The organism is Microbulbifer sp. VAAF005 (genome assembly GCF_030012985.1).
Classification (GTDB): Bacteria; Pseudomonadota; Gammaproteobacteria; order Pseudomonadales; family Cellvibrionaceae; genus Microbulbifer.
In genome coordinates this window covers 280,375-300,802 of sequence record NZ_CP120233.1, presented here as the reverse complement: position 1 = coordinate 300,802, position 20,428 = coordinate 280,375, and the positions used below count along the sequence as shown (strand labels likewise).

At 51.7% G+C, this 20,428-nt stretch carries 15 protein-coding genes and 1 pseudogene; 12 read left to right on the top strand and 4 right to left on the bottom strand.

The annotated features are described in order from the left end of the window. Positions 1-42: 42 nt before the first annotated feature. Both P0078_RS01295 and P0078_RS01290 read right to left on the bottom strand, forming a co-directional pair. Positions 43-2,202: a DNA internalization-related competence protein ComEC/Rec2 gene (locus tag P0078_RS01295; RefSeq protein WP_282932676.1), complete on the bottom strand. Its 2,160-nt coding sequence runs from the start codon at positions 2,200-2,202 to the stop codon at positions 43-45. Further along, the gene (locus P0078_RS01290) at positions 2,157-2,621 is read right to left on the bottom strand and encodes a hypothetical protein (RefSeq protein WP_282932675.1); all 465 of its coding nucleotides are present in this window, start codon (positions 2,619-2,621) and stop codon (positions 2,157-2,159) included. The genes P0078_RS01295 and P0078_RS01290 overlap by 46 nt, the downstream gene beginning before the upstream one ends. Positions 2,622-2,891: 270 nt before the next feature. Between P0078_RS01290 and P0078_RS01285 the strand changes: the two genes are divergently transcribed. Continuing rightward, on the top strand, positions 2,892-3,830 hold the full coding sequence (locus P0078_RS01285; RefSeq protein WP_282932674.1) for a porin: 939 nt from the start codon (positions 2,892-2,894) through the stop codon (positions 3,828-3,830). A gap of 122 nt (positions 3,831-3,952) precedes the next feature. Here P0078_RS01285 and P0078_RS01280 read toward each other — a convergent pair whose 3' ends face one another. Beyond that, the gene (locus P0078_RS01280) at positions 3,953-5,437 is read right to left on the bottom strand and encodes a bifunctional 2-methylcitrate dehydratase/aconitate hydratase (protein WP_282932673.1); all 1,485 of its coding nucleotides are present in this window, start codon (positions 5,435-5,437) and stop codon (positions 3,953-3,955) included. Positions 5,438-5,574: 137 nt separating this feature from the next. On the opposite strand from P0078_RS01280, the gene P0078_RS01275 reads away from it, so the two are divergent. From P0078_RS01275 to P0078_RS01225, 11 genes and pseudogenes are all read left to right on the top strand, one after another. After that, a complete protein-coding gene (locus P0078_RS01275; RefSeq protein ID WP_282932672.1) occupies positions 5,575-6,219 on the top strand; it encodes a Crp/Fnr family transcriptional regulator in 645 nt (214 codons plus the stop codon). 87 nt (positions 6,220-6,306) lie between these two features. Then, entirely contained in the window at positions 6,307-6,876 is a 570-nt protein-coding gene (locus P0078_RS01270; protein ID WP_282932671.1) for a cytochrome P460 family protein, read from the top strand. A 167-nt stretch (positions 6,877-7,043) separates the two neighbouring features. Beyond that, positions 7,044-8,387: a prephenate-dependent tRNA uridine(34) hydroxylase TrhP gene (gene trhP, locus P0078_RS01265; RefSeq protein ID WP_353057033.1), complete on the top strand. Its 1,344-nt coding sequence runs from the start codon at positions 7,044-7,046 to the stop codon at positions 8,385-8,387. 368 nt (positions 8,388-8,755) lie between these two features. Then, positions 8,756-9,592, top strand: coding sequence for a molybdopterin-dependent oxidoreductase (locus P0078_RS01260; protein WP_282932669.1), 837 nt, complete (start codon positions 8,756-8,758; stop codon positions 9,590-9,592). After that, positions 9,487-12,477 (top strand): annotated as a pseudogene (locus P0078_RS01255) (nitrate reductase subunit alpha); the annotation flags it as partial. The gene P0078_RS01260 and the pseudogene P0078_RS01255, both read left to right, overlap by 106 nt. Positions 12,478-12,579: 102 nt before the next feature. Continuing rightward, positions 12,580-14,103, top strand: coding sequence for a nitrate reductase subunit beta (narH, locus tag P0078_RS01250; RefSeq protein WP_282932668.1), 1,524 nt, complete (start codon positions 12,580-12,582; stop codon positions 14,101-14,103). Next, the gene (narJ, locus tag P0078_RS01245; RefSeq protein WP_282932667.1) at positions 14,103-14,795 is read left to right on the top strand and encodes a nitrate reductase molybdenum cofactor assembly chaperone; all 693 of its coding nucleotides are present in this window, start codon (positions 14,103-14,105) and stop codon (positions 14,793-14,795) included. Before narH ends, narJ begins: the two co-directional genes overlap by 1 nt. 35 nt (positions 14,796-14,830) lie before the next feature. Beyond that, positions 14,831-15,586: a respiratory nitrate reductase subunit gamma gene (gene narI / locus P0078_RS01240; RefSeq protein WP_282932666.1), complete on the top strand. Its 756-nt coding sequence runs from the start codon at positions 14,831-14,833 to the stop codon at positions 15,584-15,586. After that, positions 15,583-16,542 (top strand): peptidylprolyl isomerase, encoded by a 960-nt coding sequence (locus tag P0078_RS01235; RefSeq protein WP_282932665.1) that lies wholly within the window; start codon positions 15,583-15,585, stop codon positions 16,540-16,542. The genes narI and P0078_RS01235 overlap by 4 nt, the downstream gene beginning before the upstream one ends. Beyond that, positions 16,539-16,700, top strand: a complete 162-nt coding sequence (locus P0078_RS01230; protein WP_282932664.1) for a hypothetical protein — start codon at positions 16,539-16,541, stop codon at positions 16,698-16,700. The genes P0078_RS01235 and P0078_RS01230 overlap by 4 nt, the downstream gene beginning before the upstream one ends. Positions 16,701-16,768: 68 nt before the next feature. After that, on the top strand, positions 16,769-19,462 hold the full coding sequence (locus tag P0078_RS01225) for a nitrate/nitrite transporter (protein WP_282932663.1): 2,694 nt from the start codon (positions 16,769-16,771) through the stop codon (positions 19,460-19,462). A 72-nt stretch (positions 19,463-19,534) separates the two neighbouring features. On the opposite strand, the gene P0078_RS01220 is transcribed toward P0078_RS01225, so the two are convergent. Next, a complete protein-coding gene (locus P0078_RS01220) occupies positions 19,535-20,425 on the bottom strand; it encodes a U32 family peptidase (protein WP_282932662.1) in 891 nt (296 codons plus the stop codon). Between the last annotated feature and the right edge of the window lie 3 nt (positions 20,426-20,428).

Genomic DNA, 20,428 nt, shown 5'->3' with positions numbered 1-20,428 from the left:
TTACCACAGCTGATCCCGGCGGCTAAGTCCTCCCATACTTCGTTAGTCCCTGTTGTGACTCGCATACCAAAACCGAGGTGCCAAACGAGCCTGTTTAACTTCAGGTGCTTCCTCTCCGTGCCTCCACAAAAACTCGATCGCACCACTCTCAGCGGTATTTAAAATTCTTGCACCGAAGTTTTGGTAGCGCTTCACAACATCGGTGTGAGGGTGGCCAAAGTGATGGCGGAAACCGGCACTAAATACAACCCGTTTAGGCCTGGCCCATTCGAGTAAAGCGACCGATGAGGAAGAGCGGGAACCATGATGAGGCGCGATCAGTACGTCAACAGCGGAAAATTGTGGATACATTTTAGACAGTTGATATTCAACCTTACGACTGATATCCCCAGTAAGCAGTAAACGCACCCCCTGCCACTCAGCCAAAATTACACAGCTGTGATCGTTCTCCTCACCATCCAGTAATTCCTCTCCCTGTGCCGTTAAGGAGGGCCATAACCATCGAAATGATATATCTCCCAGCTGTTCTTCCATTCCTGCCCAGCACTGCTCAGTAATCGTGGCTGGCGATAATGGTAAATTGCTAGTTAAAGTCCCCGGAGCATAGAGCTTTTTTGCTTCAATGTTTCTAAGTAAACCCGCCACGCCGCCGGCATGATCCCTATCACCATGACTGACGATTAGCATATCTAGTTCACTACCTCCGCTACTCATCAAGTAGGGAGCCACTATCGAACCTCCCGCGCTCCAGCCCGAGGGGATTGAAGGCCCTGCATCATAAACAATACGACTTTTTCCAGTGCTGATAACTACTGACAACCCCTGACCAACATCCAGGACTGACAACTTCAAACGCTCATCTGCCGGCGCCAATGTAGAAAGCCAGGGCTGAGCAACTGGAAGAAAAAATAACCAGCCCAACTTGCGCCCTGGCAACCCTTTAGGCAGCAAAAGTAGCACCGCGCCAAGCCCGGCGATGACTATCACCAATGCAGTGGAGGCAATCGCAAAACCACGAAACCCCGGTATCGAATGATCGACAATATTGAGTGCAGTCATCAGCAGATCCAATTGCCAACCTGCAAACTGCAGCAGCCAAACACCCAGCTGAGTATCAATAAATACAGCACCTAACATAAGTGATGGCAAAATAGACAGGCCCATCCAGGGAATCGCTACAAGATTGACCAATACACCTGAAAGGCTAAAGCCTGAAAAATATATTATCGATGGGATAAACAGGCCAATTGCAATCAGCCACTGGCTTCGCAACAGCTGCCATAACGATAACTGGGAAAATCGGTGCTGCCATGAGGTTACAGCACCAGAGGCCTCAGCCTTCGGCCTCCATTGCGGCTCTCGACTTAAGCTAATTCGCCCACTAAACCCCAAAAGCAGACTCCCGACGGCCACGAAGGACAACCAAAAACCAGCACTGTAAAAAGCCAGTGGCTGCAGGGTAAGCACTATTGCCAGTGCCAATGAGAAAGCAAAACCCGCTCCCAGTCTGCGCCGCCAGTGCCAACCCAGTAATAGCACCCAGGTCATTACAAGCGCACGTTGCGCGGATAGAGGAACGCCGGCGATCAAGGTATAAACAAGGCTCGCCACCAAGGCGAGTCCTATCGCAATACCAAAACGGCTGGTGCCCGTAAAAAGTCCAATCCCTTTTGCCAGTACGGTGCCCATCAACAAAATACAACCGGCCACCATGCCCACATGTAAGCCGGATATGGCAATAAGGTGGCCCGTACCTGTCCTTTTAAGCAGGTCGGTATCACCTTCGCTCAACTGACTGCGATCCCCAAGCAATAGCGCAGCTATCAGGTCCGGTCGTTGGATCGGTAACTGACTAATTAGGGAGCGCAATTCATCCCTTAACCCGATAATGCCATTCCCCTGCCCCAGCCACTGAGGAGGATAATCGCGGGGGCGAACATACCCTGTTGCCGTAATTCCCTCTCGCAAAAGCCAGCCTTCATAGTCGAATGTATGTGGATTAACGCTCCCCCTGGGAGTTCTCAATCGCACAGGCAATATCCATTGAGAGCCACCCCGCAGGCGAGCCAGAGCCTCACCGTCAATTCGATACCAGGTTAGGTTGAGAAGGCTTCCGATAGATAGCTCTGGCGGTGCTAACTGGCCACCCTCTTCACCTAAAGAACTGGAAACAATATCCACAACTCGAGCGCGAAAACGCACCGTTTGTGATTCTGAACTAGCGCCAAACCCTCCCCCTCAGTTAATTCAGGCAGCGAGACCAGGTTCAACTGAAGTACGAAGTCCGCACCATGTGCACCGAGGGGGAGCCGGCGATCCAGCGATGCTTCATGAGAGTGGAGTGCCCAGGTCGCACCAATAAAGGAGAGAAAGATCAGAGCAAGGGGGCGCCAGCGGCGTATTACCACCCAGGCAAACAAGGCTAGAGAGAGATACAGTGCCCACAGAGTGCTTTCAGCGGGTAATCGGGCAAGACATCCCACTGCGATAATAGATAGCGAATAGACCCAAAGATATATGCTGGGCCCCATGTAGACGACAATGCCTCTCGCCTTAGCCAGCAGGTGAGAAAGCTGCTGAATTCGCTCCCGAAAACTCCATAATTCCATCCCCAGCGCCATCCCTTACACCATCTTTTTGTTCAACTATTGACCACCTTCACTCAAATCAACGATGATTGCGAACCGCCGCTTCAGGCGCCTGAAACCTTAATATAGCTAGCTAACCTGCCATTCATAGCACTGGCCAGTCACATATTTTTAAGAAAAATGCCATTTTTAACATGTTTGTCATATTCAAAACGCAGAATCCGCACCAAATCGAAAGGCAGCCAACTAGGACGACACGGAAGGCACCTTTCAACCCAAAACCATAAACTGTGCGAGACGATTATGAATAAGACCGCTCTCTCTCTGGCCATCGTTGCCATGGTACCTGCTCTGGCCAACGCCCAAGATGAAGGCGATGTACTCGACTTTTACGGCAAAGCCAACGTCACCTTCCAGGCTGCCGACGAAGGTGACGATTCCGTCACTGACGTTCAGAGCAACGCTTCCCGCCTGGGCGTGAAAGGCGAAATCGCCCTGACTGAAGGCGTTAAAGGTATCTACCGTATGGAATACGAAGTAGATATGGACGGTGACGCTGACGATACTTTCTCCCAGCGCAACATCTACGCAGGCCTGGAAGGCGGCTTTGGCCAGGTCATCGCTGGTAAGTTCGATACTCCCCTGAAAGTTGCCCAGAAGAAAGTTGACCTGTTCAACGACCTCGAAGGCGATATCAAGAGCCTGATCACCAGCAGCGATAACCGCGAAGAAGACGCACTTCAGTACACTACTCCTTCTTTCGGTGGCTTCAAAGCTTCTGCGGCTTTCATCAGTAACAAAGAAGAAGTTATTGACGAAACTACCGGCGAAGAACGCAACAACGGCGTTTCCATGTCTGTCGCCTATGACAACAACGGTGTTTACCTGGCCTACGCTATGGACCAGGACGTTGAAGGTCAGGACGTTGACGTTCATCGTTTTGTAGCTCAGTACAACATCGGCCCTGTACAAGTAGGCGCCCTGTTCGAAGAGCAAGATGCTGACGGCGGCGAAACTGTCGACGGCTGGATGAGCTCTGTTGCTTACAAGCTGGACCAGTGGACTCTGAAAGCCCAGTACGGCCAGTCTGATATCAAAGAAGAAGGCGGCGAGACTTTCAGCCTGGGCGCAGACTACAAATTCAACAGCGCAGCCAAAATTTTCGGCTTCTACACCGACGAAACTGCTGACGAAGACTACGATCGCAGCTACGCCGGTATTGGTGTTGAATACAAGTTCTAATCATTCCTTAAATGTGGCGGTCCAAATTGGAAAGTGCGACTCTGCCGCTTGGGGAAGATTGAGCAATGAAAAAGGCGGCCTTTGGCCGCCTTTTTCACTCTGGGGAATTTCCTAAGGAGCCTCTAAATAACCAATAGATCCATAAAGCGATTAACTGACAACTGCTTTAACCCTTGAAGATCATTAATAGCTGCAAAAATTTTGTTAGCCCGCCCTTGAGGGAATCGCGTAGCTAAATTACTACGGAACTTATCTTCCAATAACGGAATCCCCTCCCGTCGGCGACGGCGGTGTCCCATCGGATATTCAACTTCAATCTTTTCTGATGCGTCACCACTTTTAAAAAATACTTGTACCGCACTGGCTATAGAACGCTTATCTGGGTCTAAATAATCTTTTGAGTAACCTTTATCTTCTATCACTTCAATCTTGTCCCGCAAGATATCGATCTCTTTGTGATCGCGATGAAAATCATCTTCATAAAAACCTGGCTGTAAGTCACCAAAAATTAGCGCCACTGCAACAATATATTGCAAACAATGATCCCGATCTGCCGGATTATTTAATGGACCTGATTTAGTGATGATGCGAAGGGCTGATTCATGTGTGGTCACTACCACCTTGGTAATATTATCGATACGGTCTGCAACCTGTGGATGTAAAATAATTGCCGCCTCACAAGCTGTTTGACCGTGAAACTCAGCCGGATAAGAAATTTTGAATAAGATATTCTCCATCACATAGGAGCCAAAACTTCTAGGGAACTGAAAACTGCACTCTGGTGGTGGTTTTAGTTGCTGCTCAGCATTCATCTTGCTAAAAAGGACATCATAAAAACCCCATTGCTTTGCCGTAAGTACTCCGGGCACCCCCATTTCTCCACTTATCGCCAAATCAGCCAAGCGAACCCCACGGGAACTGGCATCACCTGCAGCCCAGGACTTGCGTGATCCAGTATTCGGGGAGTGCCTATAGGTCCGCAATGCTCCACCATCCGCCCACGCCTGAGACACCGCCGCCATTACTTCCTCCCGCCCAGCACCTTTAAGCCAGGCAGCCACAGCGGCAGAAGCAACCCGCACCAGTAGTACATGATCGAGCCCAACCCGATTAAAGCTGTTAGACAATGCCAAGACACCTTGAATCTCGTAGGCTTTGACCATTGCTTCGAGTACCGCGCCCATTTTTATTGGGCTTCCCCCTTTAACTAATCGCCCTTGCGACAGGTGGTCACAAACGGCCAATATTGCCCCAAGATTGTCAGAGGGATGCCCCCATTCAGCCGCCAACCAAGTGTCGTTGTAATCGAGCCATCGAATTGTACAGCCGATGTCCCATGACGCTTTTATCGGGTCCAAGCGAAACCGGGTGCCAGGTACCCGGGCCCCATTCGGCACCCATGTCCCCTCCACCCAGGGACCTAACAACTTTGTGCATTCAGGGAAACTCAACGCCAGAAAGGCACACCCCAAGGAGTCCATCAGGCTTAACCGTGCTGTTTCCCAAGCATCACTGGAACCCACTTTGAAATGAAGCACATAATCTGCGATATCCTGTATCACCTGATCGTAATCGGGGCGGATATTCGGAGCGGGGTCAGCAATCATGATTGAATAGCCCGTGAAATTGTCGGAGGGCAAAACAGATGGAGTAAGATTAGCTGTTTCCTAAACTTCAGATAGTTAAACAAACGACCGAAGAATTTTATATTGTTAGGAATCTCTAAAAACAGGAATCAACCCACTTGCAACGAACTAGCGATCCAATAAAAAAGCTTCGATTCCTCAAAGAAACGGTATTACTCCGACAAGGGGATTCTGGTTCCCAGGTTTATTTTATTCATGCCGGCTACGTCCTTATCCAAAAAGTGGACTACTGCGGCAACCTAGCCATTATCGATCTCTACGGGCCCGGATCATGGTTTGGACCAGGTCTAACTGGGAAAAACATGGACATTCAAGCAACCGCCAAATCCGGCAGCGAACTGGAAGTTACATCCATTCAACATCTAAACGCCGTGATGGAGCGCCAATCACAGACCCACGATGGGCTATTGCAACAACTAGCCACAAGGGAATCTCAGCTTCAGCAACGTCTTTTCCTCCACATCACCGCCCCCTTACCGGTCCGGTTGGCCAATTTGTTAGCACAACTATTTAATTACCGGGGACAACCCTGTGGTCATGGACATCAACTAGACATCAAATTGACCCAGTCCGAACTAGCCGTCATGGCTGGTGGCAGCAGGCAAACAGTCAGCCAACAGCTTAAACAGTGGAAGTCTGATGGTGTTATCGACTATACGCGCCAATATATCTGCCTTCTCGATCAAACCGCGTTAAAAAGCCTGGCAGAGAACCAAATATATGCGCCAGTGTCAGCCAGCTGACAGTTTTACCCTTCCCGCCTTCATATACTTTCCAGCAGCTGAAACCCGGGTATAGCTCTCCCACATCAACAGCAATGGAAAAGGATTATGCGCAGCGCCTACTTATTTACCTCTTTAGTTCTGACACTCGTATTGGGTATTTCTGCAAAGGCCGATGAAAACCTCAATTCAACCTATAAAAGCATGGTTGATAGCCAGGGGAATATTACTTTGCCGGATAATTACCGCCGGGAATGGGTCTTCCTGGGCTCCTATCAGGTAAAGTCCTCGAGTGGCGATGGATGGGATACTCATAATGTTTATACCCAACCCCAGGCAGTAGAAGGGTATCGCAAAAAGGGGAAGTTTCCCGATGGGACAGTTTTGGTAAAGGATGTTAATAGCACCCAATCGGAGCCCTTAACCACAGGGTTGGCTTATTACTCCTCAGACCTTCAATTCACTTTTATGATGGTAAAAGACGATAACAACCGCTTCCCAGAAAACCCGGCTTGGGCAGAAGGCTGGGGATGGGCTTTATTTAAGCCAGGAATAGCCAAAAGTGAAACTGAAACCTGGAAAGGCACCGGGCTTAACAACTGTTTTGGATGTCATTTGCCTGCCAAGAATAATGACTGGGTATACACACAGGGTTATCAGCAGGTCCTGCAGAACTAAAAAGTAAACAGCAAAAATCAGAGGTTAGAGGTCTATTATTCGGCTAGAGTAACAGCATAGATTCCCTCCATAACAGCTTATCACCCCCACCCCAGCGCTAATTGATTTATATCAATTAGCGCGATCTTGAATACCGTTAACATGCGGCCGCGTCCGACTATTCCACTATGAGTTTTTCCGTGTTTAAACCTGAGTTACTGTCCCCCGCAGGGACTTTAAAAAATATGCGATATGCGTTTGCCTATGGTGCCGATGCCGTTTATGCCGGCCAACCCCGCTACAGCTTGCGTGTGCGCAATAATGAATTTAAAAATATTGAAACCCTGCGCCTAGGCATAGAAGAAGCACACCAGCAGGGAAAACAGTTCTATATCGCCTCTAATATCGCCGCTCACAACGACAAAGTTCGCAGTTACCTGCGGGACCTGGAAGAAATTGTCGAAATGGGGCCTGACGCCCTGATTATGTCCGACCCGGGCCTGATAATGATGGTAAGGGAGCGCTGGCCTGATCTGCCAGTCCACCTATCCGTACAGGCCAATGCGGTAAACTACGCGACCGTAAAGTTCTGGCATCGCCAGGGGTTATCTCGGGTGATACTTTCCCGGGAACTGTCCCTGGATGAGATTGAAGAAATTCGCCAGAAAGTGCCCGAGATGGAGTTGGAAGTCTTTGTCCACGGTGCGCTCTGTATCGCCTATTCCGGGCGCTGCTTGCTATCCGGTTATATGACCCATAGAGATGCCAACCAGGGTGCCTGCACCAACTCCTGCCGCTGGCAATACCAAGCTCATGAAGCCAAAGAGAATGAAGTTGGCGAGTTGATTCATGTGCAAACCCAGGAACCCACCAAGCAACCCACCTCCGCCAGTGAAAGTACTTCCCAGGCCTTTTTACTACAGGAAGAGGGTCGCCCTGGAGAATATATGCCGGCCTACGAAGATGAGCACGGTACCTACATCATGAACTCCAAAGATCTGCGGGCCGTACAGCACGTCAAGCGCCTCTCGGAAATGGGCGTTCACTCTTTAAAAATCGAAGGTCGCACCAAATCCCACTACTATGTGGCTCGTACTGCTCAGATCTATCGTCGCGCGATAGACGATGCTGCAGCAGGAAAAGACTTTGACATGAAGATGATGGACGAATTAGAAACCCTCTCGAACCGGGGCTACACGGAAGGTTTCTACCGTCGCCATCCACCAGCAGAATACCAGCAATATGAAAAGGGATTGATATCAACTCCGGGCCAACAGTTCGTAGGCGAGCTTATTGACGGCAGTCCTGAGTATTTGACGATTGACGTAAAAAATCGCTTTGAACGCGGTGATCAATTGGAGTTAATGACTCCCAGCGGTAGCTTGTTCTTCCCCTTGGAGCAAATGGAGAATACGGAAGGTAAGGCTATCGATGTGGCGCCAGGCTCAGGGCATATTGTGAAAATTCCTCGGCCGGAAGGTATTGAAGATACGCAATTGCAGCGGGCATTATTGGTCAAAGCACTGGGCTAAATAACTACCCACAGTGATAAATATGGCGTAATCGCCTTTTTTGCAGCTCGTTTTAGCAATCTAGGGAACCTCTGAATAACCCAGAGGCTCCCTAGAAGACTCATTCAGTTTTCTAAAGCACTTCACTCCCCCATCTATTGGCCTACTTACAACCCCTCAGGAAATTTCAAACTCCAGCACTAGACAAGTGCCACTAGCTTGAAAGTCAGCTGAATCCTCAACCACTTCATTCCACATATTTTTCTGCTCGGCTGCAGCTATCTTCAGAGAATGAAAAAGAAACAACCTTGAAATAGCAAAAGTCTCAGCTAGCCTCTAGGCACTAGGCGCACCGCTTACTCTCTCATGCACTCATGGATGAATAGCATATGAGTCACTTCCTGGACCGCCTCACCTTTTTTCGCCAACGCACCGAAACTTTTTCTGACGCTCATGGAATTACAACAGGTGAGTCCCAGGATTGGGAGGATGCCTACCGCAAACGCTGGGCGGCTGACAAAATTGTACGGTCTACCCACGGTGTCAACTGCACCGGCTCTTGCTCATGGAAAATCTACGTAAAGGGCGGCATTGTTACCTGGGAGACTCAACAGACTGACTACCCCCGCACCCGGCCCGATCTACCCAACCATGAACCGCGAGGCTGTCCCCGGGGTGCCAGTTACAGCTGGTACCTCTATTCCGGCACCCGAGTGAAATACCCACTGGTTCGGGCACGATTGGTGGAGGCCTGGCGCAACGCGCGCACCTCTAAATCCCCTGTAGATGCCTGGCGCTCTATTACAGAAGACCAGAACAGTCGTGAGAGCTGGGTTTCCCGCCGTGGTAGGGGTGGTTTCGTCCGTATCGGCTGGGATGAAGTCAATGAGATAATCGCCGCAGCTAACGCCTATACGATCGACAAGTACGGACCCGACCGAGTCGCTGGCTTCTCCCCTATTCCCGCAATGTCGATGGTTTCCTATGCCGCCGGCAGTCGCTATTTATCACTTCTCGGTGGCGTGCTGCTGAGCTTTTACGACTGGTACTGTGACCTACCCCCTCTTCCCCCCAAACCTGGGGAGAGCAAACCGACGTTCCTGAGAGCGCTGACTGGTACAACTCCGGCTATCTCCTGGTATGGGGGTCAAATGTCCCACAGACACGCTCACCAGATGCGCACTTTTATACCGAAGTGCGCTACAAAGGCACTAAAAGCGTTGTAGTTTCACCGGACTATAGCGAGGCCTGTAAGTTTGCCGATCTGTGGCTGCACCCCAAGCAGGGAACAGATGCCGCCTTGGCCCTGGCACTCGGACATGTTGTTCTCACCGAGTACTATGTAAAGCGGCAGGTTCCGTATTTTATGAACTACGCACGGCAATTCACTGACATGCCATTCCTGGTCAAACTGGTTGAGCGGGATGGACAGTTAGTACCAGACCGGTTGTTGCGGGCGGCCGACTTCAGCGGCGCTCTGGGTGAGGACAACAACCCCGACTGGAAACCCGTCGCTTTCGATGAACCCAGCGGTGATATTGTCTGCCCCAACGGCAGTGCCGGATTCCGCTGGGGACAACAGGGCAAGTGGAACCTGGAAGAGAAAGATGGCCAGGGGCGCGCTATCAAGCTCGCACTGAGCCTGGAGAAAATATCGAACAGCCGGGAAGCCGTTGCATTCCCCTATTTTGGCGCCGATGCCCCTGAAACCTTTGTTGCAACCGGGCACGATACCATCCTGGCGCGTACGATACCGGTAACGACCGTCGAACTAAAAGGAGGCCCTTGCCAAGTAGCCTCCACCTTCGACCTGTTTCTTGCCAACTATGGCGTCGATCGCGACTTCGGCGGCGGCAATATAGCAAAAAGCTACGATGATGATCTGCCTTTTACCCCCGCCTGGGCCGAATCAGTTTGCGGTGTAAAACGCGATGCCATCATCCATGTTGCACAGGAATTTGCCACCAATGCTGAGGCTACTGAAGGCCGATCCATGGTGATCCTGGGCGCCGGCCTCAATCACTGGTACCACATGGACATGAGCTATCGCGGCATTATTGCACTGCTGATCATGTGCGGCTGTGTGGGTAAATCAGGAGGAGGGTGGGCACACTACGTCGGCCAGGAGAAACTTCGCCCACAAACCGGCTGGCTGCCAGTCGCCTTCGCCCTGGACTGGAACCGCCCTCCCCGCCATATGAATGGCACCTCATTTTTCTATGCCCATACCAACCAGTGGCGCTATGAATCCCTGAAGGTTTCCGACATCCTTTCCCCACTCGCCCCCAGGGGAGACTGGGGCCAGGAGATCATCGACTACAACGTGCGCGCCGAACGTATGGGCTGGCTGCCTTCCGCACCACAACTGAATACTAATCCACTAGAAGTTGCTAAACAGCTTACCGAAACAGGGGAATCCCCCGCAGAAGCAATTCCCAGAAAATTAAAATCCGGCGAATTGGCATTTGCCAGCGAGGACCCGGACAGTCCCCAGAATTGGCCGCGCAACATGTTCTTCTGGCGCTCCAATGTGCTGGGTGCCAGCGGCAAAGGTCACGAGTATTTTCTCAAACACTTTATCGGTTCATTGCACGGCGTGGTGGGAGAAGAAAATGATGCTGATGAGGGGCGACCCAGTGAAGTGCGCTGGCATGAAGAGGCCCCTGCCGGCAAACTGGACCTGATGGTGAATATTGATTTCCGCATGTCGACCACCAGTTTGTACAGCGACATAGTCCTGCCCACCGCCACCTGGTATGAGAAACACGATCTCAACACCTCAGATATGCATCCATTCATCCACCCTTTAACCGCTGCGGTGGACCCGGTTTGGGAGTGTCGCAGTGACTGGGATATTTTCAAAGGGATTGCCCGGAAATTCTCAGAAATATGTCCGGAGGTACTCGGCGTGGAGCGGGATTTAGTATTGACCCCGATCCAGCACGACACACCCGGGGAAATTGCCCAGCCCTACGAACCCAAGGATTGGAAGCGCGGTGAATGCGAGCCCGAGCCTGGCGTTACCATGCCCAGTATCGCCATTGTAGAACGTAACTATCCAGCCACCTATGAACGCTTTACCTCCATAGGCCCAGAACTGGAACACAAAGGCAATGGTGGCAAAGGGCTCAACTGGAATACCAATACCGAGATCGATAACCTGGCTAATCTCAATGGCAGGATCAAGTCAGGTGAGTGCGCCGGGCGCCCCAAAATCGAAACCGACATCGAGGCCTGTGAAACCATTCTGATGCTGGCACCGGAAACCAACGGTGAAGTAGCGGTAAAGGCGTGGCAAGCACTGGGCAAAAATACCGGCCGTAACCACGAGCACTTGGCCGAGGGTAAGGAAGAGGAAAAAATCCGTTTTCGCGATGTGGTATCACAGCCCCGAAAAATCATTTCCTCTCCCACCTGGTCCGGTATCGAAAGCGAGCATGTTTCCTACACTTCTAACTGGACCAATGTACACGAGCTGATTCCCTGGCGCACAATCACAGGCCGCCAACAACTGTACCAGGACCACAACTGGATGCTGGCGTTTGGAGAGGGGTTCGTTACCTGGCGGCCTCCTATCGATACCCGTTCGATCAAACAGGTGCTGGGGAAAATCCCCAACGGAAACCCAGAGATCCAACTCAATATTCTCACTCCCCACCAGAAATGGGGAATCCACTCTACCTATACTGAAAACCTGATTATGTTGAGCCTCAACCGGGGCGGCCCGGTGGTGTGGATCAGTGAGGAAGATGCACAAAGAGCCGGTATCAGGGACAACGATTGGATCGAGGCCTTCAACATCAATGGTGCCCTGACGGCCCGCGCGGTGGTCTCCCAGCGCATCATGCCGGGCTCAGCCATCATGTACCACGCCCAGGAAAAAATCGTAAATACCGTGGGCTCGGAAATTACCAACCAGCGCGGCGGCATCCACAATTCAGTTACCCGGGTCAATATGAAACCAACCCACATGATCGGTGGCTACTGCCAACTGGCCTATGGTTTCAATTACTACGGCACCGTCGGCGCCAACCGCGACCAGTTTGTGGTGGTGCGCAAAATGAATGAAATCAACTGGTTTGACAAGGAAGTACTACCGGCTACGACTTAAACAGCCTCACCCTCACCAGTGCCCCAGCACAATAATTTTGTGAGTTGTTATGGATTTGAAAATGGACGCGCAAGGTCGCCGGCATAAAGACAGGAAGCTGAGATGAAAATCCGTGCCCAGATTGGGATGGTCCTGAATCTCGACAAGTGTATTGGCTGTCACACCTGTTCAATTACCTGCAAAAATGTATGGACCAACCGTGAAGGTGTCGAATACGCCTGGTTTAACAACGTGGAATCCAAACCCGGTGTCGGTTACCCGAAGGACTGGGAAAACCAAAAGCGCTGGAACGGCGGCTGGATTCGCAAGAAAAATGGCAAACTCCAGCCCCGGGCTGGCTCAAAGTGGCGCTTACTGGCCAATATTTTTGCCAACCCGGACCTGCCGGAAATTGATGATTTCTATGAGCCCTACACCTTCGAATACGACTGGCTGCAAAAGGCTCCTGAGCTCCAGGCACAGCCCTCAGCCAAGCCCCGCTCTCTGGTCACCGGTGATGTGCTGACAAAAATCGAATGGAGCGGCAACTGGGAGGATGATCTGGGCGGCGAATTCAGTGCGCGCTCAAAGGACTATAACTTCGCCGGTGTCGAAAAGGAGATCTACAGCCAGTTCGAACAAACCTTTCTGATGTACTTACCCAGGCTGTGCGAGCACTGCCTGAATCCATCCTGTGTAGCCTCCTGCCCCTCTGGTGCTATTTATAAACGAGAGGAGGATGGCATCGTCCTGATTGACCAGGGCAAATGTCGTGGCTGGCGTATGTGCGTTTCCGGCTGCCCCTATAAGAAGATTTACTACAACTGGTCCACTGGCAAATCTGAGAAATGTATTTTCTGCTACCCCAGGATCGAAGCCGGGATGCCAACCGTGTGCTCGGAAACCTGTGTTGGTCGAATCCGCTACCTGGGCGTTATGCTCTACGATGCCGACCGAATCGAGCAAGCCGCTGCCGTAGAGAATGAAAAGGACCTGTATCCCGCGCAGCGGGATATCTTCCTCAACCCCCACGATCCCGAGATCCAGGCGCAAGCGGCCCGCGATGGTATTCCCCAGGCATGGCTGGATGCGGCAACCCACTCACCCGTGTACAAAATGGTGATGGACTGGGAGGTTGCTTTCCCCTTGCACCCCGAATATCGCACGCTGCCGATGGTTTGGTATGTGCCCCCTCTATCGCCAATCCAATCCGCCGCTGAGGCCGGCAAGATCGCAGTGAATCACGGTATGCCGGATGTCAGTTCACTGCGTATCCCTCTGCGTTATTTGGCCAACCTGCTCACGGCCGGCGACGAAGTACCGGTAACCCGCGCATTAGAGCGAATGCTGGCAATGCGTGCCTACATGCGCGCTAAAACTGTTGGGGGGGTAACCAATGAGGAAATTCCAAAGAGCGTCGGTCTCACCCGGAAAACCATTGAGGATATGTACCGCTATATGGCGCTCGCCGCCTACGAAGACCGCTACGTAATCCCGACCAACCACCGTGAATCCGAAGAAAATGCATACCACCTGCGCGGTGCTATGGGCTTTAGCTTTACGGAACCACATAACGGAAGTACCAAGCTTGATCTATTTGGCGGCCCCAAGCGCATGCCGGGCAAACGCTATACGGATACCCCCTAATGAAAAGGTTATTACGTGCTCTGGCGTTACTACTGGACTACCCCAGTGAATCCGTGAAAACGCATATCAATGATATTCGCGAAACACTGGACAGTGAGCAAGCACTTTCCAGCATAGATCGCGCCATGATTGCCCCCTTGCTACGTAGTTATTTACAGCAGGAGCTGCTGAGCTTACAAGTGGACTACAGCGATTTATTCGACAGCTCCCGCGCCCTATCACTACATTTTTTTGAACATATTCACGGTGAAAGCCGCGAGCGCGGCCAGGCAATGCTCAATCTGGGCGAAGAGTACATTGCACACGGCTGCTTCCTTCAACGCGATGAACTGCCTGATTACATCCCGATCTTTCTGGAATTTATTTCCTGCTTGCCAGAAACCGAAATCCGTGACTGGCTATCGCAACCGGCCCATGTATTTGCCGCCTTAGCCCAGCGCCTCGACGAGCGCCAGTCAGCGTACGCAGGGATCTTTCACCTGCTCATAAAACTCGCAGGAAAACAGCCCGATGCCCAAGCGGTAAAGGAATTACTTGCGCGAAACCAACAAGCAACGGAAACGTCTGTCGAGGAAGAATGGGAGGAAAAACCCATCACCTTTACAACGCCCCAGCACCAAGTTCCACCAAGCGGGATTATCGCGCGGCTGAAAGCCGCCGGTAAATTGATTATGTCTTCCAGCGAAACGTGAAATAAACCACCCAAAAGTTTATTGAGACAAACACCATGCACAGCGTCATCAACTACTTATTATTTGGTTGGTACCCATATGTGGCCCTTACCGTACTGGTACTCGGTAGCATCATTCGCTTCGACAAAGGCCAATACAGCTGGCGATCACAATCTTCACAGTTCCTGCGCCGCAAGCAGATGATGCTGGGGTCCAACCTGCTCCATCTGGGAATCCTGATTCTGTTTTTCGGCCACTTTGTTGGCTTACTGACTCCTATTGGGGTATTTGATTATTTTGGAGTAAGCCATAGTTTCAAGCAGTTAATGGCACTGATCGTTGGCGGCCTTGCCGGAATTGCCGGATTTATTGGCTGCAGCATACTGTTACATCGTCGGCTCTATTACGCTCGCATCCGCCACAGCTCTTCGGTCGGTGACATCCTGGTCCTTGTGCTGATCTGGCTGCAGCTATTTATCGGACTGGCCACGACCATCTGGACCATGGATCACCTGAGCGGTAAGGAAATGGTATTATTTATGGGCTGGGCTCAGGGCATACTCACGTTTACTCCCTCTGCCTCTGAGCTGATTATCAATACCCAGCTCGTCTACAAGATACACATTGTGCTCGGGCTGACACTATTCCTGATTACCCCCTTTACACGATTGGTGCACATCTGGAGTGCGCCCTTTGCCTATGTGTTGCGCCCCGGATACCAAATAGTGAGATCGCGAAGACTCGCTCGCAAAAGTACGACGCCGATACCTGATCCGACCGCACCTCAACCGACAAGCTCAGCACCCAAGTGAAGGCTCAATATGAGCAAAGACAACGCCATACAGTATATCGAACTGCCCCCTCTCCTACTGGGGCAAAGCTCCAAGACCCCGTATTACCATCTGCCTGCGAGGTCGGCGGTTGCGGTTATGGTCCAGACGTTGAACACACACCGATGCCTGCCTTTGCCGAGGTGCGAGTCAATGGAGTAGAGATTACAGCCGAGGAGATTGCGCGGGAGATGCAATATCACCCAGCCCCAGAGGGCGAAATCGCTTGGCACCAAGCGGCAAGGGCTCTGGCTATTAGGGAACTTCTGCAGCAGGTTATCGCCAGCAGACGTCACAAAGGACAGAGACAAAACGATACCGACAATCCCAATGACACGGAAGAAAATACAGAAATAAGTGCTTTACTGGAGCGGGAACTACCCGCAGCCCACGTCACTGAAGAGGAATGCCGCCGCTATTACGATGGGCATATCCATCGTTTCCGCACGCCTGACTTATTTGAGGCCGCTCATATCCTGATTGAACCCATCGAAGATACCGACAGTGGTCGGCTGCAGGCAGAGCAGCAGGCTCGACAGCTCACCAGCGAATTAGGCGACGATGCAGAGAGCTTTGCCGCAGCCGCTCGGGAATTATCCGGCTGTCCAACAGCCCAGCAGGATGGCTCACTGGGCCAGGTTCGCCGTGGCGAGCTGGATCGGGCTGTACAACAGGCCCTGGAAGCGCTGGCAGAGGGATGCACTGGGCGGGAACCGGTACAGAGCCGTTTCGGCTGGCATGTGGTGCGCCTGCATCGCCGGATTCCCGGGCAGACACTGCCATTTGAGTTGGCCAGGAAAAAAATCCTCGACATGCTGGAAGCGCGCGCTTGGGTAACATCGGCCTCAAGGTTTATTGGTGAACTGGCGCGCACTGCCAATATAGAGGGCGTACAACTCGATTTAAATGCATCGACGACTGAGAGCCCAGCATCATGAGTATCAAAAAACCTCCCAAGGATGCCCACTTGAACCCGGACCTGCACGCCGTGCGGGATGACACCTATGGCCCGGACCAAGAAGGACACGACCCGATGGAGTCAGTCTCCGTCAAGCCTGAAAAAAACGCCTATGGCCAATGGTGTGGGCCATTGTGACTATTGCCTGTGTACTGATTGCGGTGTTTCTACTGATTCCTTAAGCCTCGGGATAGGGAAAATCTATCATGGCTTCACTACCTGCCGCCTCCCGGCCCGATCAGGTTCAGGCATTGAGCCTGAGCACCATCGCCTTTACCGCCTGCTTTGCGGTGTGGACGATTTTCTCGATCATTGGTATTGCGATTAAAGAAGAGCTGGGCATCAGCGAATCCGAGTTCGGCCTCCTTATTGCAACCCCGGTCCTCACAGGCTCTGTCACCCGCCTAATTCTTGGCATATGGACAGAACGCTATGGTGGCCGCCTTGTCTTCACCCTGCAAATGCTGCTCACCGCTCTTTCCACCTGGCTGCTGACATTCGCCTCTACCTATCCAATGTATCTGCTGACCGCCTTGGGGATTGGCTTGGCCGGAGGCTCATTTATTATCGGGGTTACTTATGTCGCGAGTTGGTTTGAGCCCGAGCGACAGGGCACCGCTCTGGGCATTTTTGGCGCAGGTAATGTGGGCGCTGCCGTTACCAAGTTTGTAGCCCCCTTTATCCTGGTGGCCTTCGGTTGGCATATGGTGGCCTATATCTGGGCCGCTGCGTTGGCGCTGATGGCGGTCACTTTTTTTGTATTCGCTAAGGATGAACCCCAGTGGGTGGCGCAGAAGAAATCTGGCAAGCCAGTGCCCTCATTTGCAGAGCAATTCAAGCCTTTGGAAGATATTCGTGTTTGGCGATTTTCTCTGTACTACTTCTTTGTATTCGGCGGTTTTGTCGCCCTGGCACTGTGGACCCCCAATTACCTGATTGAAGTCTACGAAGTGGATGTGCGCACTGCTGGCATCTGCGCCGCAGCCTTCTCTCTATCGGCATCACTATTTCGCGCTTATGGGGGACATCTCTCTGACCGTCACGGCGCGCGGACCATAATGTACTGGACCTTTGGTTTCTCCCTGTTACTACTGCTGATGCTGTCTTACCCGCCCACCCAGTACATTATCACTACTAAAAATGGGCCACTGAGTTTCAGTACCCAGATGGACCTATTGCCATTTGTAGTGGTGCTCTTCCTGCTCGGCTTCTTTATGAGCCTGGGCAAAGCGGCAACTTATAAACACATCCCGGTTTATTACCCCAAGCATATCGGTTCCGTCGGTGGACTAGTGGGAATGATCGGGGGGTTGGGCGGCTTCATACTGCCGATTATTTTTGGCATCGCATTAGATTTAACAGGTATTTACACCAGTTGCTTCGCAATCCTCTTTGCCCTGGTCGTATTCGCCTTAATCTGGATGCATTTGTCGATTCAAGCTGAGGCCAAGCGCCCAGAACAGGTTGAAGATGCTGAAGAAGATCTGCGCCCAACGGAGGAAGAAGCCAAAAAAGATCGGGTCCTGGAAGACTGGAACCCAGAGGACAAAGAATTTTGGGAAACCCGAGGCCGCGCCATTGCACGGCAGAACTTATGGATCTCTATCCCGGCCTTGCTTCTCGCATTTGCGGTGTGGATGGTCTGGTCAGTAGTGGTGGCGAGATTGCCTGCGATCGGCTTTAACTTTAACTCCGCCCAATTATTCTGGCTTGCCGCCCTACCCGGCCTGTCTGGCGCCACATTGAGAATATTTTATAGCTTTATGGTGCCCATCTTCGGCGGAAGGCTGTGGACCGCAGTATCCACAGCATCCCTATTGGTGCCGTCAATTGGCATGGGTTATGCCGTGCAGGACCCAACCACACCATTCCTGATTTTCCTGGTATTGGCCCTGCTTTGCGGTTTGGGCGGGGGCAACTTCGCCTCCTCAATGGCAAATATTGCTTTCTTCTTCCCGAAAAAGGAAAAGGGCCATGCTCTGGCACTGAATGCAGGGCTCGGTAACCTGGGCGTATCGGTGATGCAGTTTCTGGTACCCCTGGCGATCACTGCGGGCATTTTCGGCGCGCTGGGTGGCAGTCCACAACAGGCGGATGATGGCACCTTGCTATGGATGCAGAATGCAGGCTTTATTTGGGTCCCGCTGATTATTGCTTCCACGGCGGCCGCCTGGCTGGGTATGAATGACATCGCAGATGCAAAGTCCAGCTTTGCAGAACAGGCTGTTATTTTCCAGCGCAAGCACAACTGGTTGATGTGCATCCTCTATACCGGCACATTTGGTAGCTTTATTGGATACTCCGCTGGATTTCCGTTGCTGACACGGCTGCAGTTTCCGGATGTTAATGCGTTACAGCTGGTATTTTTAGGGCCATTGGTGGGGGCCCTGAGCCGTGCTGGTAGTGGCTGGCTAGCGGATAAATACGGGGGCGCCAGGGTTACCTTCTGGACCTTTGTCGGAATGATGCTTGCAGTACTCGGGGTAATTTACTTTATTGCCAACAATGAAGCAGCCGGGGCTTTCTGGGGATTCTTCACCTGCTTTATGGCCCTGTTCTTCCTCACCGGGGTCGGCAATGCCTCAACATTCCAAATGATTCCAGTGATTATGGGCAAAGAGATCCCACACCTTATACCCAGCTTGAACAGTGAGGAACAGAAACGCCAGATCGACCGCGAGAGTGCTGCCATAATTGCTTTCACCAGTGCCATCGCAGCTTATGGAGCTTTTTTTATTCCCAAGGCGTACGGAACATCCATAGAGGTTACCGGTGGCCCCTTGGCGGCACTGTGGGGATTCCTTATCTTTTACCTGATTTGCCTGGTCATCACCTGGCGCTTCTATTCTTCAAGGTATGGCTTACTTTACGACGTAGAGCGCGGTTCCTGCAATAATTGACATAAGAATAGAATAAAGAGTCAGGAGATTGGCTCTATTGTGCAACCCCCAATTATTAGAGCCTGTGCTCAATTACATAATCGCATCATTACCACTGCGGGCAATCAGCTCAAGTCCGGGGCGGTCACACCAGTAGCCATCCACCCCCGGCGGCAAGAGTTGTGGGAGCAATTCACCGTGCCGGGCACGATCGAAAGCTTCAATAACCTGGAGCGTTCGTTGCCATTGTGGAGACAGGCGCAGAATATCAATATCCATTTCACATAGTTGTGGGTAGTGTGGCAGTAAATTGACTACTTCCCCGGATAGCGTCTGAATCCCATTTATCACGAATAAATCTTCTCCCTCCTGAGATGCCAAGGGCAACCCATTGGGATACTCCATGCAACGGTAATCGCAATTATCTTTTGCCAGCCCGTGGTGGCGGGCAGTAAAGCAGCGCGCCGAATAAGCCAGTGGCATATGGCCATGGGCAAACAGCTCAATTTCTGGTTTATTGGTGCAGACTTCAAGCACCGCTCTCAATTGCTGCGCCCCCATTTCTACCGGCACCGTCCAGCGCATCATGCCTATTGACATTAGGCGCTCCACGACTTTGTGATTATAAATATTGACGGCAGGACCACAGGTAAACGGCAGCCGGGCTTCCGATAAAAGCTGTACTGCCGACATATCGTTAGCTTCAACCAACCACTGACCATTGTCACAGATTTTCCGTACCCAGTTGAGATCCGCATTGGATTCCAGCAACGTCAGTGTAGACAGGACTATTTGCTTGTCCGAAGCCTCCGCCAACATCCGGGCCAGATCCAACCAGTCCGCCGCTCGCAACTCATGTCTCTTACCACACACCACTTCTCCCAAATAAATAATATCCAGCGGTGCCGAAAGAATTTCTTCATAGAAAAAATTAATATCGGTACGCCGCCAATAATATTGCGCAGGTCCCAGAGCTAGCCGCATCTT

Bases quoted from the DNA above. Each gene is read 5' to 3' on its own strand.
- P0078_RS01260 (WP_282932669.1), top strand. From the start codon at position 8,756: ATGAGTCACTTCCTGGACCGCCTCACCTTTTTTCGCCAACGCACCGAA.
- narH (WP_282932668.1), top strand. From the start codon at position 12,580: ATGAAAATCCGTGCCCAGATTGGGATGGTCCTGAATCTCGACAAGTGT.
- P0078_RS01225 (WP_282932663.1), top strand. From the start codon at position 16,769: ATGGCTTCACTACCTGCCGCCTCCCGGCCCGATCAGGTTCAGGCATTG.
- P0078_RS01230 (WP_282932664.1), top strand. From the start codon at position 16,539: ATGAGTATCAAAAAACCTCCCAAGGATGCCCACTTGAACCCGGACCTG.
- narI (WP_282932666.1), top strand. From the start codon at position 14,831: ATGCACAGCGTCATCAACTACTTATTATTTGGTTGGTACCCATATGTG.
- P0078_RS01280 (WP_282932673.1), bottom strand. From the start codon at position 5,437: ATGATTGCTGACCCCGCTCCGAATATCCGCCCCGATTACGATCAGGTG.
- trhP (WP_353057033.1), top strand. From the start codon at position 7,044: ATGAGTTTTTCCGTGTTTAAACCTGAGTTACTGTCCCCCGCAGGGACT.
- P0078_RS01285 (WP_282932674.1), top strand. From the start codon at position 2,892: ATGAATAAGACCGCTCTCTCTCTGGCCATCGTTGCCATGGTACCTGCT.
- narJ (WP_282932667.1), top strand. From the start codon at position 14,103: ATGAAAAGGTTATTACGTGCTCTGGCGTTACTACTGGACTACCCCAGT.
- P0078_RS01220 (WP_282932662.1), bottom strand. From the start codon at position 20,425: ATGCGGCTAGCTCTGGGACCTGCGCAATATTATTGGCGGCGTACCGAT.
- P0078_RS01290 (WP_282932675.1), bottom strand. From the start codon at position 2,621: ATGGCGCTGGGGATGGAATTATGGAGTTTTCGGGAGCGAATTCAGCAG.
- P0078_RS01270 (WP_282932671.1), top strand. From the start codon at position 6,307: ATGCGCAGCGCCTACTTATTTACCTCTTTAGTTCTGACACTCGTATTG.